At 56.4% G+C, this 13,908-nt stretch carries 10 protein-coding genes and 1 pseudogene; 4 read left to right on the top strand and 7 right to left on the bottom strand.

The genetic code is table 11. The features are described from left to right. Positions 1-1,238 precede the first annotated feature (1,238 nt). The 3 genes from L248_RS15205 to L248_RS08510 form a co-directional block, all read right to left on the bottom strand. On the bottom strand, positions 1,239-1,619 hold the full coding sequence (locus L248_RS15205; protein WP_022529770.1) for a hypothetical protein: 381 nt from the start codon (positions 1,617-1,619) through the stop codon (positions 1,239-1,241). Positions 1,620-1,684: 65 nt separating this feature from the next. After that, the gene (locus L248_RS08515) at positions 1,685-3,127 is read right to left on the bottom strand and encodes an APC family permease (protein ID WP_022529769.1); all 1,443 of its coding nucleotides are present in this window, start codon (positions 3,125-3,127) and stop codon (positions 1,685-1,687) included. 159 nt (positions 3,128-3,286) lie between these two features. Next, on the bottom strand, positions 3,287-4,336 hold the full coding sequence (locus L248_RS08510; protein ID WP_022529768.1) for an LCP family protein: 1,050 nt from the start codon (positions 4,334-4,336) through the stop codon (positions 3,287-3,289). A gap of 189 nt (positions 4,337-4,525) precedes the next feature. Here L248_RS08510 and pepF point away from each other — a divergent pair, with 189 nt between their 5' ends. Further along, a complete protein-coding gene (pepF, locus tag L248_RS08505; protein WP_196812012.1) occupies positions 4,526-6,322 on the top strand; it encodes an oligoendopeptidase F in 1,797 nt (598 codons plus the stop codon). A gap of 151 nt (positions 6,323-6,473) precedes the next feature. Further along, the gene (locus tag L248_RS08500; RefSeq protein ID WP_022529766.1) at positions 6,474-6,818 is read left to right on the top strand and encodes a hypothetical protein; all 345 of its coding nucleotides are present in this window, start codon (positions 6,474-6,476) and stop codon (positions 6,816-6,818) included. Here L248_RS08500 and L248_RS08495 read toward each other — a convergent pair whose 3' ends face one another. Both L248_RS08495 and L248_RS08490 read right to left on the bottom strand, forming a co-directional pair. Beyond that, positions 6,819-7,622 (bottom strand): metal ABC transporter permease, encoded by an 804-nt coding sequence (locus L248_RS08495; protein ID WP_425423449.1) that lies wholly within the window; start codon positions 7,620-7,622, stop codon positions 6,819-6,821. It abuts the gene before it with no gap. Positions 7,623-7,631: 9 nt separating this feature from the next. Beyond that, positions 7,632-8,312 carry a metal ABC transporter ATP-binding protein gene (locus L248_RS08490; protein ID WP_022529764.1) on the bottom strand — a complete coding sequence of 227 codons (681 nt, stop codon included), beginning with the start codon at positions 8,310-8,312 and terminating at the stop codon, positions 7,632-7,634. Positions 8,313-8,540: 228 nt separating this feature from the next. Here L248_RS08490 and L248_RS08485 point away from each other — a divergent pair, with 228 nt between their 5' ends. Continuing rightward, entirely contained in the window at positions 8,541-9,476 is a 936-nt protein-coding gene (locus L248_RS08485; RefSeq protein WP_022529763.1) for an L-lactate dehydrogenase, read from the top strand. 107 nt (positions 9,477-9,583) lie between these two features. On the opposite strand, the pseudogene L248_RS08480 reads toward L248_RS08485, so the two are convergent. Both L248_RS08480 and L248_RS08470 read right to left on the bottom strand, forming a co-directional pair. Continuing rightward, positions 9,584-11,704 (bottom strand): annotated as a pseudogene (locus tag L248_RS08480) (PTS sugar transporter subunit IIABC). A gap of 49 nt (positions 11,705-11,753) precedes the next feature. Then, entirely contained in the window at positions 11,754-12,491 is a 738-nt protein-coding gene (locus L248_RS08470) for a UTRA domain-containing protein (protein WP_022529760.1), read from the bottom strand. Between the two features lie 158 nt (positions 12,492-12,649). Between L248_RS08470 and L248_RS08465 the strand changes: the two genes are divergently transcribed. Next, positions 12,650-13,477: a Cof-type HAD-IIB family hydrolase gene (locus L248_RS08465; RefSeq protein WP_040535749.1), complete on the top strand. Its 828-nt coding sequence runs from the start codon at positions 12,650-12,652 to the stop codon at positions 13,475-13,477. Positions 13,478-13,908: the final 431 nt, after the last annotated feature.

Here is a 13,908-nt window from a genome sequence, read left to right as displayed (position 1 = left end):
ACCCGCACTTAGGTTTTACCCTTGCCCCGCCTTATCCCCTAGCTTCTGGGCCGCGGAGCCCGTTTAGAGGGCGGAGCCGAGCGGTTAGGCCACCCAGGCTAAGTGGCGCTAACGGTTAAAGCCCCGCACTTGGGCTTTAACCGTTAGCGTCCTTAGACCGTGGTGGCCTGCTCGGCCGAAGCCCGTTTATGGCCCGCAGGCGAAGCCCCACAGGCCGCCTACAACCAAACGGCCTCACCCATACGAACTGGGCCGGCCATCCGATTATGGCCGTTCCCCACACGCACCGTCAACCACACAAAGCCTGCCAACAAACCACCAGACTCCCCAGTCTCCCCAAACCTCTCCGCCCCCGGATCCTGTTTTTTGTTTGCCTTTGAAGCGCTCTTCTTCAAAGGCAAACAAAAAACAGGATCCTAGTCTTCTCTTGCTAGGATCCTGCTAACTCACGCTGGGAACGGAGGAACAACCATTGTTTGCGTTACTCGCCAAAATGGTAATTACTTTCCACCTCGTGATACTTTATTCAATTGTCCGTCGCTTGCCGACACCACCACGTTGACTATAAACCAGTCTTTAGGTTTGGCGGTGGTGCACCGCACTCTCGCGGTGCAACGATCAACGCCCGTTTTGTCTAGTTGTGGCGATACAATCAGCAATGACGCTTGGAACGTGTTGATGTCCTGTGATCAGACATACACCTCCGACAGTTTTTGTGGGACTGATGATACTTCTTTGCTACGCTTTGGTACCGGAAACTTGAACGCGGAACCGCGCGGCTCCTGGTACTCATCCTTAGTGACTAACAACGACCAACGTCTCTCGACGTCTTATCTTGCTTTCACCCGAGCGGGGTGCAGTCGCAACTCCGCTCGTTAGTGCTGATCTCGGAAAGACCACTCTGGCTTTTCTTCTACTCGACACTTGTGACTAGCAGAATCTGACATCGTCTCGGTCAGACCCAAGACTCGGAGTCTTACCGGCATTTCCGGGATGCTCCATTGGTACAGGTGAATCACACTTCTCGGTGCTCTGGTTCTCAGCTACCTGGAACTGTCCTTCACTGTTGCGTTTACCTTGGCTCTTGATGCCTGGTTCTTTAAAACGTTGTGCTGCTTGTTGCTGATGATGCTGTGGTACTTGAGAAGTTTTGAGGTTGTTCCCTCTTCCGTTCCACAACTATAATATAGCATACCCTGGAACCGGTTGCAACCCCCGTGCAGCAATAAAGTAAGCCTTTACTTTTTCTTAATATTTGGCACCACCTTGGCTGTCGCCCAGGCTTCCAGTTTGTGCTCAATCGTGCCCCAGCGCCGCTTGGGCACGATCAGAGACAACTCCCCCTTGTAAATCGGGAAGTCGCTCTCCCGCTGCCCGGTGATGCGGGCCAAATCGGCGCTGGTCAGCTGATATTCGCGGACCATGGCCTTGATGTGCGCGCGTTGGCGCAAGTGGTAAAACTCCACGTAGGCCACCGCACCGCCGCCGATGACGCCGCCGATTATCGAAACCCAGAGCGGATAGTGACCGAGCCGGGACAATAGAATCGTGAACGCTACGAAACCGGCGGTGAAGGCAGTCAGCGCCATCACGTAAGTGGAAATCATGTTCTTGTGCACGTCCGCATCCTCCTGCCGTTCAGAATAGCCCTAGCTTACAGCATTCTGGCCGGCAGAGCAAAGCCTTACAGCTTCTCTGCGATCTCGTGCCGGCGGGCAATAATCGGCAGGATCAAGCCCAGCAGCAGCAAGACAATGGGGGTCAGTACGTTCAGTGCGAGCTGGAACCACCACGTCTTCGTGTCCCCGGCAAAGGCCGCCTTGGGGGTCATCCCCAAGATGCAGGCAAAAGCGGTGAACAGGAAGCACCAAAGACCGAAGATGAAGGCCACCGACTTATTCTTCACAAACATGTAGTCGGAGTGGAACTTGTCCATCTGCCGGCTGAGCAGCATGTAGGCCAAGAAGACCCACAGGTAGCGCATGGGCATCACGATGGCGTTCAGGTTCAGCAGCCAGCCATAAAGGCCATTCATACCATGGATGCCCAGTGCCGGGATCATGATGATCAGGCCGACCAGGACAGCGGTCATCTTGTAGCCGTTGATATAAACACCGCGGCTGTTGGTCTTCGTCATGGCCTTGGGAATGAAGTGCGTATCGGCATCAGCCAGCAGCATCCGCAGCGGGGCATCGATAGAGACGGCCAGGGCGGCCATGGAAGCCATGGCATTCGTGACGGCATAGATCCACATGAAGATGTTGCCCACGTGGTAGAAATCTCCCAGCCGTTGGAAGGCCATGTACGCCCCGTTGGCATAGAGGTCCGCCGGCATGTGGTGGGCATCGAAGATCATGCCCATGGCGAAGGAACCGAGGATGGCGGAGACTGCCACCATGATTGCCAAGGCAATCATCCCTTTCGGGAACTCCTTGGCTGGGTTGTGTGTCTTATTGACGTACGGCGAGATCTTTTCTGCCCCGCCGACGGCGAAGACCAGCATGGCAATGGTCGTCAGATAGTTGAAGTCGAACTTCGGAATGTAGCTGGACAGCTGGTCCATGTGGGCTGTCGCAATGCTCGAGCCGGTCATCATCGGAGCAGAGACGCCGAGGATGATGAAGAGGATAGAAAGGACGAACATGGCCGACCCGGCAATACTGCCCAGCCGGTTCAGCGTCGTGATGCCCCGGGAGGACATCCACATGAACAGGAGGAACAGGACCAGACACAGGGTCTGCACGATCAGCGGATTCGATTCATTGATGAACTTGCCGTTGCTCTGGAATAACCAGGAGAAGGCAATCATGATTGCCTGAGGCTTCTGGGCCAGGTAGGGCACGTGCACGACCCAGTAAGTCCAAGCGGCGAAGTAAGCGAGCCGCTTACCGGATAAGTTCTGGATCCAGGACGACACGCCGCCGCCCTCGGTGGCGAAGGTCGCTCCCAACTGCCCCACCATCAAGGTGTAGGGCACAAAGTACAGGATCATGATCAAGATCCAGGAAACGACGACTGTCAGTCCCTGGTTGTAAAAGTTGTTAACGACGTTACCGAGGCCCCATACGGCCACGAATGCCAGTAACGCGATGTTGTACCAGCGTAATTGCTTCTGTTCTGCTGCCACGCTCTCTCCCGCTTTCTTGTGATTTAAGCTAAACTAAAAGACAGTACTCGATTATAGTGGAAACAAACGGGTACTGTCTTGTGAAGGCTGTGAGTATTTCGTGAACAGAAAGCGGCCGCGGCCTGAAAACGCTATGAGACATTGGCCTAGACCGCGCGGTTAAGGAATGTAGTATTCCCCGCCAGGCTGGAAGTTAGCGTTCTGGGTGTTCAGTTTCGTGTTCTCATTATTCAAGGTCTCTTTACTCAGACCCAGAGCGGTCCGAATGCTGTCAGAAATTTTCTGCAATTCTGCCGTAGTCGGCACTTGGTAGGCCCCGTCGCCGATCCACGCGTCTTGCCCTTGCAGTGTTTGACTGGCCACATTTTTAGCCGCTGACCGGTAATTACTGAAAATCGCCAGCATGTCGTCAGTGGTCAGGTCGGTCCGCATATTCGTCGACACGGAATCCAGCAGCTTCTGTAAGTGGGTCAGCGTACCCACGGAGAGGGCATTCTTGATAATCGATTTGATGACTTGCTGCTGCCGCTTTTGCCGGCCATAATCCCCGGTGGCGTCTTCGTGCCGCATCCGGGCATAGGCCAGGGCCATGGACCCGTTCAGGTGCTGCTCCCCCTTGGGAAAGTGCTGGCCGCCAGTGTAGGACGAGGTGAAGGCAAAGGGATTATCCACGTCCACCCCGCCGACGGCATCGACAATTTTCTCCAGACCGCCCATGTTGATCGTCATATAGTAATCGAGGGGCACGTTGAGAAGCTGGGAAACCGTCGCAATGGCCATCTTCTCTCCCCCGTAGTTATACGCGGAGTTGATCTTTTCCACGTCCTGCTGGGGCCGGCCGACGATTTCGGCCACTGTATCCCGGGGGATACTGGTCATGGTCACCTTATTGGTCGTCGGGTTAACGGTGGCGACAATAATCGTGTCCGAGTTGGCCGCGCCCTGGTTGGTCGAGCCTTGATCGATCCGGCCGTCGGCGCCGGTGTCGACGCCCAGCAGCAGGATAGAGAACGGCTTCTTATCTTGGATCGTGGTGGATACTTTCTTATCATCAATTGGGTTGTACGTTTTATCGATACTGCTCTTGGTTTGGTAGAAGACCCGGGCAGCATAGGCGCCGCCAGTGGCGACGACGAGAAATAGGAACAGCAAGAAAATCTTCAAGCCCCGGTGACGGACCGGCGGCCGTTTGCGACTCAGTGGATCCACGTTGTAACCTCGATTCCGATAAAATTCTGGTATTTATCATACTATAACGCCGGTCCGGTGCAAAAGCGATAGGCCCGATTTCATATCACCTTAACGAAATCGTGATAATCGGGCCGCGCACGTGCGGGCACCGTAATGAACAGGTATACTGGGCATAACTTAATTTTTGGAGGGATCAATGTGAGTACAATCACCGAGGAACCGACCCGGGACCAAGTCCCTGAAGAATTGACGTGGGACCTGACCAAAGTCTTCGCCACTGATGCCGATTGGGAAAAAGCACTGGCCGACGTGAAAGCCGCCCTGCCGGACCTGCAGCATTACGCGGGGACCTTAGGCCAAAGCGGCACCCAGCTTTTGGCCGGCATCCAAGCCATTCTGAAGACTGCCCGCGCATTCGAAAAAGTGTATGTGTACGCCAGCATGCGCAGCGATCAAGACACGGGCAATGCCCATTATCAGCAATACGATGCCCAAGCCAGCGCCGTGGCCGCCCAGTTTTCTGCTGCGACGGCCTTCATGGAGCCGGAGATCCTGGCGATTCCGGCGGACCAGTTGACCCGCTTCATCCGCGATACCCCGGGGTTGAGCGATTATCAGCACTTCATTGACACCATTACGGTGAATCGGGACCATGTCCTCTCCGCAGACCAAGAAGCCCTGCTGGCCGGGGCGGCCGATGCCCTTTCTTCCTCGGCCCAGACCTTCGGCATCCTGAGCAATTCTGACTTGGTCCTGCCTAAGGTCAAGGATGATGACGGCCGCACGGTCCAACTGACCAACGGCGTCTACAGCACCCTGCTCCAGTCGGCCCACCGGGATGTCCGGGAGGGAGCCTTCAAGGGCTTGTATGCTGCTTACGGCCAGTATCAGCACACCTTTGCCAGCACTCTGGCCGGGGAGATCAAGGCCCACAACTACGATGCCCAGGTCCACCATTATCCTGATGCCCGGGCGGCGGCGATGGCCCGGAACCACATCCCGGCCAGCGTCTACGACACCCTGATCGAGCAAGTGAATGCCCACCTGCCCTTGCTGCATCGCTATGTGGCCCTGCGCAAGCGGCTGCTTAAGCTGGACACAGTCCACATGTGGGATATGTACACGCCCATCACCGGCACGCCCCAGCTCAGCTACACCTTCCCGGAAGCCAAGGCCGAGGCGCGCCGGGCCCTGGCCGTGCTCGGTGACGACTACCTCAGCCACGTGGACGAGATCTTCAACAACCGCTACATTGACGTGGTGGAAAACAAGGGCAAGCGCTCCGGGGCTTATTCGGGCGGCTCCTACGACACCCCGCCCTACGAACTGCTGAACTGGCAGGATGACTTGGAGAATCTGTACACGCTGGTCCACGAGACCGGCCACAGTGTCCATTCCTGGTACACCCGCCACAATCAGCCGTACCAGTATGGCGACTACCCCATCTTCATCGCGGAGATTGCCTCCACCACCAACGAGAACATCCTCACTGATTATCTGCTGCAGACGCAGAGCGACCCGGCGGTCCGGGCATACGTGCTCAACCATTACCTGGACGGCTTCAAGGGCACGGTCTTCCGTCAGACCCAGTTCGCCGAGTTCGAGCACCACATCCACCAGTCCCAGCAAGCGGGCACGCCGCTGACCGCCGAGGGCATGAGCCAGTTCTACGGCGATCTGAACGCCCGCTACTACGGACCTGACACTGCCAAGGACCCGGAGATTGCCTTGGAATGGAGCCGGATTCCCCATTTCTACTATGATTATTATGTCTACCAGTATTCCACCGGCTTCGCCGCCGCCTCGACCCTGGCCGCGAAGATCACCAGCCAAGACCCCGCTGCCCGGGAACGCTACATCAACAACTTCCTGAAGAGCGGTTCTTCCCGCTACCCCATCGAGACGATGCAGCGTGCCGGCGTCGACATGACCCAGGCCGCTTACCTGGAGAATGCCTTCCAAGTCTTCGCCGACCGGCTCGCAGAACTCGAGAAGTTGGTTTAAGTTAGAAAGGTCCATACCACAGTCAAAACAAGCGCCGATTCTCGGATTGATGGTCTGCCATCACAGGAATCGGCGCTTTTTGCATTTTTATTGATACGTCCAGACCGGGTGGACATGCGTACAATAAGAGAAAAGAAGGAGGGCGCTTGCCATGTATATCCCCGTCGACCAAGATCCGTTACGCCTGCTCACCCCCGGGATCCAAGAACAGACCCCGGCCTATTTTTGCCGACTGCTGTGGCATTACATGGACAGTCTGCCGATGCAAGGCGTCGCTGTCAGCGGCGAGGTGTATTTCTTCATCCGCCAAGACGCCTGCCGCTGCCGGCTGACCTGTGTGCAGCGCAGTCCCCACTACCACCACCGCTGGGACATGCAGCTGTTCAACGGCGTGGATATTCTGCCCGCTCAGATCATCGTCTGCCGTTGCGGCGACCGCCAGATCATGTGCCTGCCGGATGAGCTCACCGCACTCCAAGCCCACTACGGCACTTAGCTAATCGCCCTGAGTGACGCGGGCATAGAGCAGCGTAGCCAGGTAGACGACTACTTCGATCGTGGCAATGAAGAAAGTAACAGGCCAATTCGTGTAGTAGCCCAGGGCTAAGCCGCCCCACACACCGACCAGCGCCAACCCGACAGAGACCAGTAACATCCGCGGGACCGTGTGCACTAAGTAGCGGGCACTGCTGGCCGGCAGCGTGAGCAGCACGAAGACCAGGAGCGAGCCGACGATCTGAGCACTGATGCTGACACTGATGGCCAGTAGGAGCAGGAACAGGACGGAAAGCAGATGTTTGGGCAGATGCTGGACCCGGGCGCCGATGCCGTCGAAGGAATCGAACGCCAGGTAACGATAGGCGAAGAACATCACCGCCAGCATGAACAGCGACAGCCCCACCAGCTGCCAGACCTCACCGACACTAATGCCGATGATGCTGCCGAACAGGATGTTGGTGGCGTAGCTGGCACTCTTGTTGGCCAAAGATAGAAAGAGGATCCCCAGCCCCATAAAGAGGGAAGAAATCGCCGCAATGGCCGCTTCCCGCCGGGATTGCTCCGTGGACATCTCGCCCACGGCGACGGCGGAGATCATGGTGAAGAGCAGCATCCCGTCGAGCGGAGCAAGACCGGTGAAGACGCCAAAACTCGCCCCGGCAAAGCCGATTTCGGACAATGTATGGGCCAAGAAAGACAGATTCCGGGCAATGACGAAGACCCCGATGACCCCGCAGGTCAAGGCGATGAACGTGCTCGCCACCCAGGCATTGCACATAAATTCTAATTGAAACATGGTCAGCCGCCTTTCTTAATCCGCAATCAAGTCATCCCGCAACGCGCTGGCGGGTCCGGTCGTCATCTGACCACCCTGGAGCAGCAAATACCGGTCGGTGTACTCCCGGGCCATGGGCAAATCATGGGTCACAAACAACACGGTCAGACCCTGCTTCTGGTTCAGTTCGCGCACCAAGCCAATGAGTTCGTGCTTCACAGCGACATCCAGACTGGCGGTGGGCTCATCCAGAATCAGCAAGCGGGGATCATTGACCAGCGCTTGAGCCAAATAGGCCCGCTGCTTCTCACCGCCGGAGGTCATGCCCAGCGGTGTCTTGGCTAATCCGGTCAGCCGGGTCTCCGTCAAAATATGAGTTAGCGCTCGCTTCTCAGCCGCAGTATGCCACGGCCAGGGCCGGGCGATTTGGTTTAGTTGGACGAAACTGCGGACGGATAGCGGGTAATCCCGGTCCAAATTACGGAATTGGGGGACGTAGCCGACGGTCAGATGGCCGCCGCCGTCGGTCTGAACGGTCCCGCTCGTAGGTTTGAGGATCCCCAGCAGGATCCGGGTCAGGGTCGTTTTACCGGACCCGTTCGCCCCTACCAGACTGACCATCGCCCCTTGGGGAATTGAAAAATTAACATGGGAAAAAATTGTCCGGTCAGCAAACGACTGGGCTAAATCGTGTACTTGAATCAATGGCTGTGCCATGTTCAACGGTCACCCTCCTTGTGCACCAGTAATAATCAGCGTTTTCCAGTATAGCATGCCCCTTTCTTGCCATGCATGAATCACCTTGCATGTATCCAGAACGCGGCCGCTGACACTCTCGGTGTTCTGCAAGGCGAGTTAATGGCGTTTCAATTCCCACCACGATACAATGTAATCGGATTCACATTCATACCCTTTTTTGGGATCTAAGGAAGGAAGTACCTGCGTATGCCAAAATTAGCGAACATTATTTTGATTGGGGACGGCGCGATCGGCTCCAGTTTTGCGTTCAACTGTCTGACCTCCGGCGTTGGCTCCAGCTTAGGAATCATCGATATCAACATGGAGCGGGTCCAGGGGGACGTGGAAGACCTGAACGACGCCCTGCCCTACGCTTCCCAGAAAAACATTTATGCTGCCAACTACCATGACTGCCAGTATGCCGACCTGATCGTGATCACCGCCGGCATCGCCCAGCGGCCCGGTCAGACCCGGCTGGAACTGCTCCAGAAGAACGCCCAGATCCTCACGGACATCGCCCACCAAATCATGTCCTCCGGCTTCAACGGCATCATCCTCATCGCCAGCAACCCGGTGGACATTTTGACCGAGCTGGTTTTGAAGATTACCGGCCTGCCCCGCAACCAAGTGATCGGCTCCGGCACCGCCCTGGATTCGGCCCGTCTACGCTCCGAAATCGGCCAGCGTTTCAACATCGACGCCCGCGCCGTCCACGGCTACATCCTGGGCGAGCACGGCGATTCTGAGTTCCCCACTTGGGATTACGTGACCATCGGCGGCAAGCCCATCCGCGACTGGCTGCCGACCGAGCACCAGGACGAGACCCTGGACGACATCGGTAACACCGTCAAGACTGCTGCCTACTCCATCATTGACAAGAAAGGCGCTACCTTCTACGGCATCGCCGCCAGCCTCACCCGGATCACGGCCGCCATCCTGGGCGACCAGCGCTCCGCCTTCGCCATGTCCGTCCACTTGGACGGCGAGTACGGCCTCCGCGATGTTTCTATCGGTGTGCCCTGCATCATCGGGGAGAAAGGCTTAGACCGGATCATCGAACTGGATCTGAACCCGGCCGACCTGAAACGCCTGACCGATTCCGCCGTGATCCTGCAAAAGAACCTGGCCGCCGTGATGGAATAGCCGCTGACCAAAACGTTTCTCAACAAACTGCCATCATGTCAGACCACAAAAATAGTGCCGCCGGCGAGTCGCTGGCGACACTATTTTCTTCACTTCAATTCAGACGATTACTTGGCAGCAGCTGCCTGACCAGGCTTCGTGGGCTTGGCCATGCCGCTTCCGGCAACATCTTCGTCCTTGTAGCCCCAGAACCAAGTCACCAGCATCGAGACGATGATGGCAGCGGCACTGGAGAGCAGGAACGCGTAGAAACTGTTCAGGTCACCAGCATTCTTCGGGTTGAAGAATGAGGAGAACCCAATCAGAGAACCAGTGAACCCGTACATATCACCATGCATCAGGCCAGTAATCAAACCACCGACGGCAGAACCAGCCAAGCCGGAAATGAAGACCTTGCGGTACTTCAGGTTGACACCATAAATGGCCGGTTCAGTGACCCCGCAGAACGCGGAGATCGTCGCGGCAAAGCCGATTTCCTTCAACTGGGCTTTCTTCGTCTTCAAGGCAACGGTCAAGACCGCAGCCCCTTGGGCAACCATGGTGGAAGAAATGATGGCATTCAACGGAGAGTGCATAATGTTCGGGTCAGTCAATTGCTGGGTAATCAGCGGTACAACACCCCAGTGCAGACCGAAGATGACCAGTACCTGGTAGAAGCCACCGATGATTAAACCACCGATAGCGCCAGATACACCGACCAGCCAGTTGATGAAGGCACCAATCCCGTTGGCGACCCCTTGAATGATCGGGCCGGTGAAGACAACGGTGATTCCGCCGACGACCAGCACGGTAATCAGCGGTACGAAAATCATGTGTAGATAATTCGGCATGACTTTCTTCAACCAGTCCTCACACTTCTTAGCCAGCCAAGCGGCAACAATCATCGGGAAGATCGAGTAGTTGTACTTGACCAGATCGAAGTTGAACCCGCCGATACTGAAGATCGTCGTGAACTTCGTCCCCAAGGTGACCATTGTCGGCAAAGTCAGAAAACCACCAATGGTCGCCGCGGTAATGACGTCCCCGCCCAAGCGGCGAGCAGCGGCATAACCGACTAGAATGGGCAGGAAGTAGAACGCTGAATCTGCAGCCTGCGAAACCATGATGTAGAACAGGTTCTTGGTAACGTCCTTGACGCCCATCGATTGCCACCAAGCAAGCATGGGCGGAATCGTCAGCATGGTCAAAATACCTTTAATAATACCTGATGCAGCGATGACCCCGATAACCGGGCTCATGGAACCTGTGATGACACCAATCAGGGCATTGAAGCCGTCACCAATGACTTGCAGAAAATTCCGCTTTTCTTGCGGTTGGTTGGCGGCAGCTGCCCCAGCCGCCGCAGACGTTTCAGCGACTGCGGCTGCGGTGGCGTCCGGGTCGGCGAATTCTTCACCGATCTGGCCGATCACGGCATCGTACACATCCGTGACCGCCGGCCCGATAACGACTTGGTACTGGCCCTGGGCCTTGCGCACCGTAATGACATCGTCCAGCTTCTCAATGTTGGCTGTTTCTTCCGGCGTGGGGTCGCTCTTTAAGTAGAACCGTAACCGGGTGATACAGTGGATCAAACTATCGATGTTGCCTTTACCGCCAACGTTCTTGACGATCTCGGCAGCTTCATGGCTATAATCTTTCTTATCCGCCATGGTTAAATCCCCCTTTTGCAGAATCAGAAATGGTAAAAAACGGTACAGCAAATAATAGCGAAGAAATACAGATTTTTGACGTTAACTCTTTGCGGTCGCCGTCCCGATCTCGTCGCCGGCACTGTGCTCACCATCAGCGACAGTCAGCTGGTCCAGATTGTCTTTACTATTGGTGATCACGACGATGATGACGTTATCGAGGCCGGCTGCCTTGACTTGATCCAGATCCATGGTGGCAATGGCTTGCCCGCCGCGGACCTGGTCCTGGGGCTTGACAGAGATGGTGAAAGGGGCGCCCTTCAAATCAACGGTATCGACGCCCATATGAATGAGCACTTCAAGGCCGTTATCCATCGTGAAGCCGACGGCGTGCTTGGTGTTCGCCACCATGGTCACGGTGCCGGCAACTGGTGCCACGATATTGCCGTCGCTCGGCTGGACACCAAAGCCTTCACCCATCACACCGCTGGAGAAAACGGGGTCCGACACTTCTTTCAGCGGGACCACTGTACCATTGACCGGTGCGTAAACATGGTTATCGGCTTCTTTGTGCCGACCGAATAATTTCTTGAACATACGGTTCATCCCTTTCTGTAGTTACATCTCCATCTTACAACAGTGACCGTCACGGCGACAGATGCCGCCGGACAAACTCCCGGTAATGAAAGTGCTGCGGATCTAAACGCGATTCGGACAAAATCGCCAACCGCGTATCGGTCAGGTAGACCTTTTGCCGGATCACGACGACGCTGGTGCCCAACTGAACTTCCAGAAATTGGTGGTCATCCCAATCGGCCGGGACCATGGTAATCTCCCGCTCGGCGTAACTGATGGGCGCAACGGACCGCTCCACGTGACCGTAAAGCGATGTCTCCGCCAGGTCCGGCGGCAAGGTCGGCACCACGTCCGTTAAAACGAAATCCCGATCCAATGAAACCGGCTGATTCCGAATCTGACGCAAGCGGCCGATGAGAATGGCCGGTTGGGCCCGGTTGGTACCGAAGCGCACCACTGGTCCCTCTTTACTGAAGAACCGGTCAGGATCGACGGAGACGCTGTCATTTTCAACCAGCCGACTGTTCGTCGGCACGTCCAAACTGGCGGCGATCTCGGTAAACCCTTTCAGTTCCGGTGACGACAACGCCGGCCGTGTTCCAATGACGACGGAACCCTTACCGTGGATCTTCTGAATCTTGCCCTCGTTGAGAAGTGCCAGCAACGCTTTGCGAATCGTTTCCCGCGACACATCGTATTGCCGGCGCAGGACATTTTCACTGGGTAAATAGTCCCCCACCGCAAACGTCCCCGCAGCGATTTTGCCTGCCAAATCGCGATAGATCAGTTCGTATTTGTTGTCGTTCATGATTGACCTCGCTACTTAAAATACGACTGTCTAAAACGCTTACTTTATTTGACAACTTTATGGTAGCACTTGTCTAGACAAGGTGTCAACCAAAACGTTTGGCAACTTGTTATAATTGTCGATGGAATCTATCGCACGCAGAAAGGTGTATTGACCTCATGACTTACCAGCTCTTCGCCGCCGATATGGACGGCACCCTGCTCACGGATAAAAAGACCTTCAACGCTCCCTTGCTTCGCCGCCTGGTGGCCTTCATGACCCCCCGGGACATGTTCTTCGCCGCCGCCAGCGGCAACCAGTACCAGCATCTGCGGACCGTCTTCGGTGATCTTCAAGACAAAATCGATTACGTGGCCGAAAACGGCGCCGTCGTCGTCGCCCGCGGCCGGATCATCTACGAAAGCCTGCTGCCGGCCGCCACCCTGACAAAACTCCTCGCCGCTCTGACCAGCGACCCGTTCTTCGCCGGTGCCCAAATCATTCTCTCGGGGCGCGACCACGCCTACATGAACCGGGTCTCCCCCGACGATGCGGCCCTGGCCCGCTACTACTACGACAGTCTGGTCATCCCGCCGGACCTGACCGCTATCGTTCACCAGGCGCCCATCTACAAGGTTGCTTTATCCTGGCCCAACCAGGACATCACCCCCCAGCTGGACCGCCTCAACCAAGCCTTCCCCGGCTTACGCGGCACCAGCTCCGGCCGCGGCGGCATCGACGTCATCGCCGACCACGTGAGCAAGGCAACGGGGCTGATGAAGCTGGAAGAAAACCGCCACCTCCTGCCGGTGGACGTGATGACCTTCGGGGACAACGGCAACGACCTGGAAATGCTCCGCCACGCCGGCTGCGGCGTCGCGGTCCAAAACGCGATTCCCGAGGTCAAGCAAACTGCCGATGTGGTCCTGGATCAGACCAACAACCAGGACGCGGTGCTGGGCTACATCCAGCGCTACCTGGAAGAAACATACGAGACAACGATCTGACAGCACCCAAACAAGGCCCCGCCTGGCATCAACCGATGTCGGGCGGGGCCTTGTGTTTGGGAAAAAATGGCAACTGTCTGGTGCTGGCCCGGGTGACGCCGGGCTCCGCAGATTGGGAGGCAGGTTAGTGTCTCGCCGTGGCCCGGGTGACTCCGGGCTCCGCAGATTTGGGCTGGAACGCCATGGGCCGACTTTAAGCCCGCGCAAAGTACACGCGGTCTTAAAGCTCGACCTTGTTGTAAGCGGGCAAAGAGCGCCCGCTAACAACAATTTCATGGCTGAGCCCAAATCTGCTCCGCCCTCCGTCACCCTACATTTTCGGAGACTGGAGATGCCTCGCTCGATACGAAAACTCGACAGCCTCCTCCACGGAAGTATGAAATCCGGCGGCCTCTGGCGATTATGTGCTGTCCCCAAAGACTTTACATTGA

Origin of the sequence: Schleiferilactobacillus shenzhenensis LY-73 (assembly GCF_000469325.1) — a bacterium.
GTDB lineage: Bacteria > Bacillota > Bacilli > Lactobacillales > Lactobacillaceae > Schleiferilactobacillus > Schleiferilactobacillus shenzhenensis.
This window is presented reverse-complemented; position numbering and strand designations above follow the sequence as displayed.

Excerpts from the sequence above, each read along its gene's own strand:
- L248_RS08500 (WP_022529766.1), top strand. The coding sequence starts at position 6,474 with ATGTATATCCCCGTCGACCAAGATCCGTTACGCCTGCTCACCCCCGGG.
- L248_RS08490 (WP_022529764.1), bottom strand. The coding sequence starts at position 8,312 with ATGGCACAGCCATTGATTCAAGTACACGATTTAGCCCAGTCGTTTGCT.
- L248_RS08485 (WP_022529763.1), top strand. The coding sequence starts at position 8,541 with ATGCCAAAATTAGCGAACATTATTTTGATTGGGGACGGCGCGATCGGC.
- L248_RS08470 (WP_022529760.1), bottom strand. The coding sequence starts at position 12,491 with ATGAACGACAACAAATACGAACTGATCTATCGCGATTTGGCAGGCAAA.
- L248_RS08465 (WP_040535749.1), top strand. The coding sequence starts at position 12,650 with ATGACTTACCAGCTCTTCGCCGCCGATATGGACGGCACCCTGCTCACG.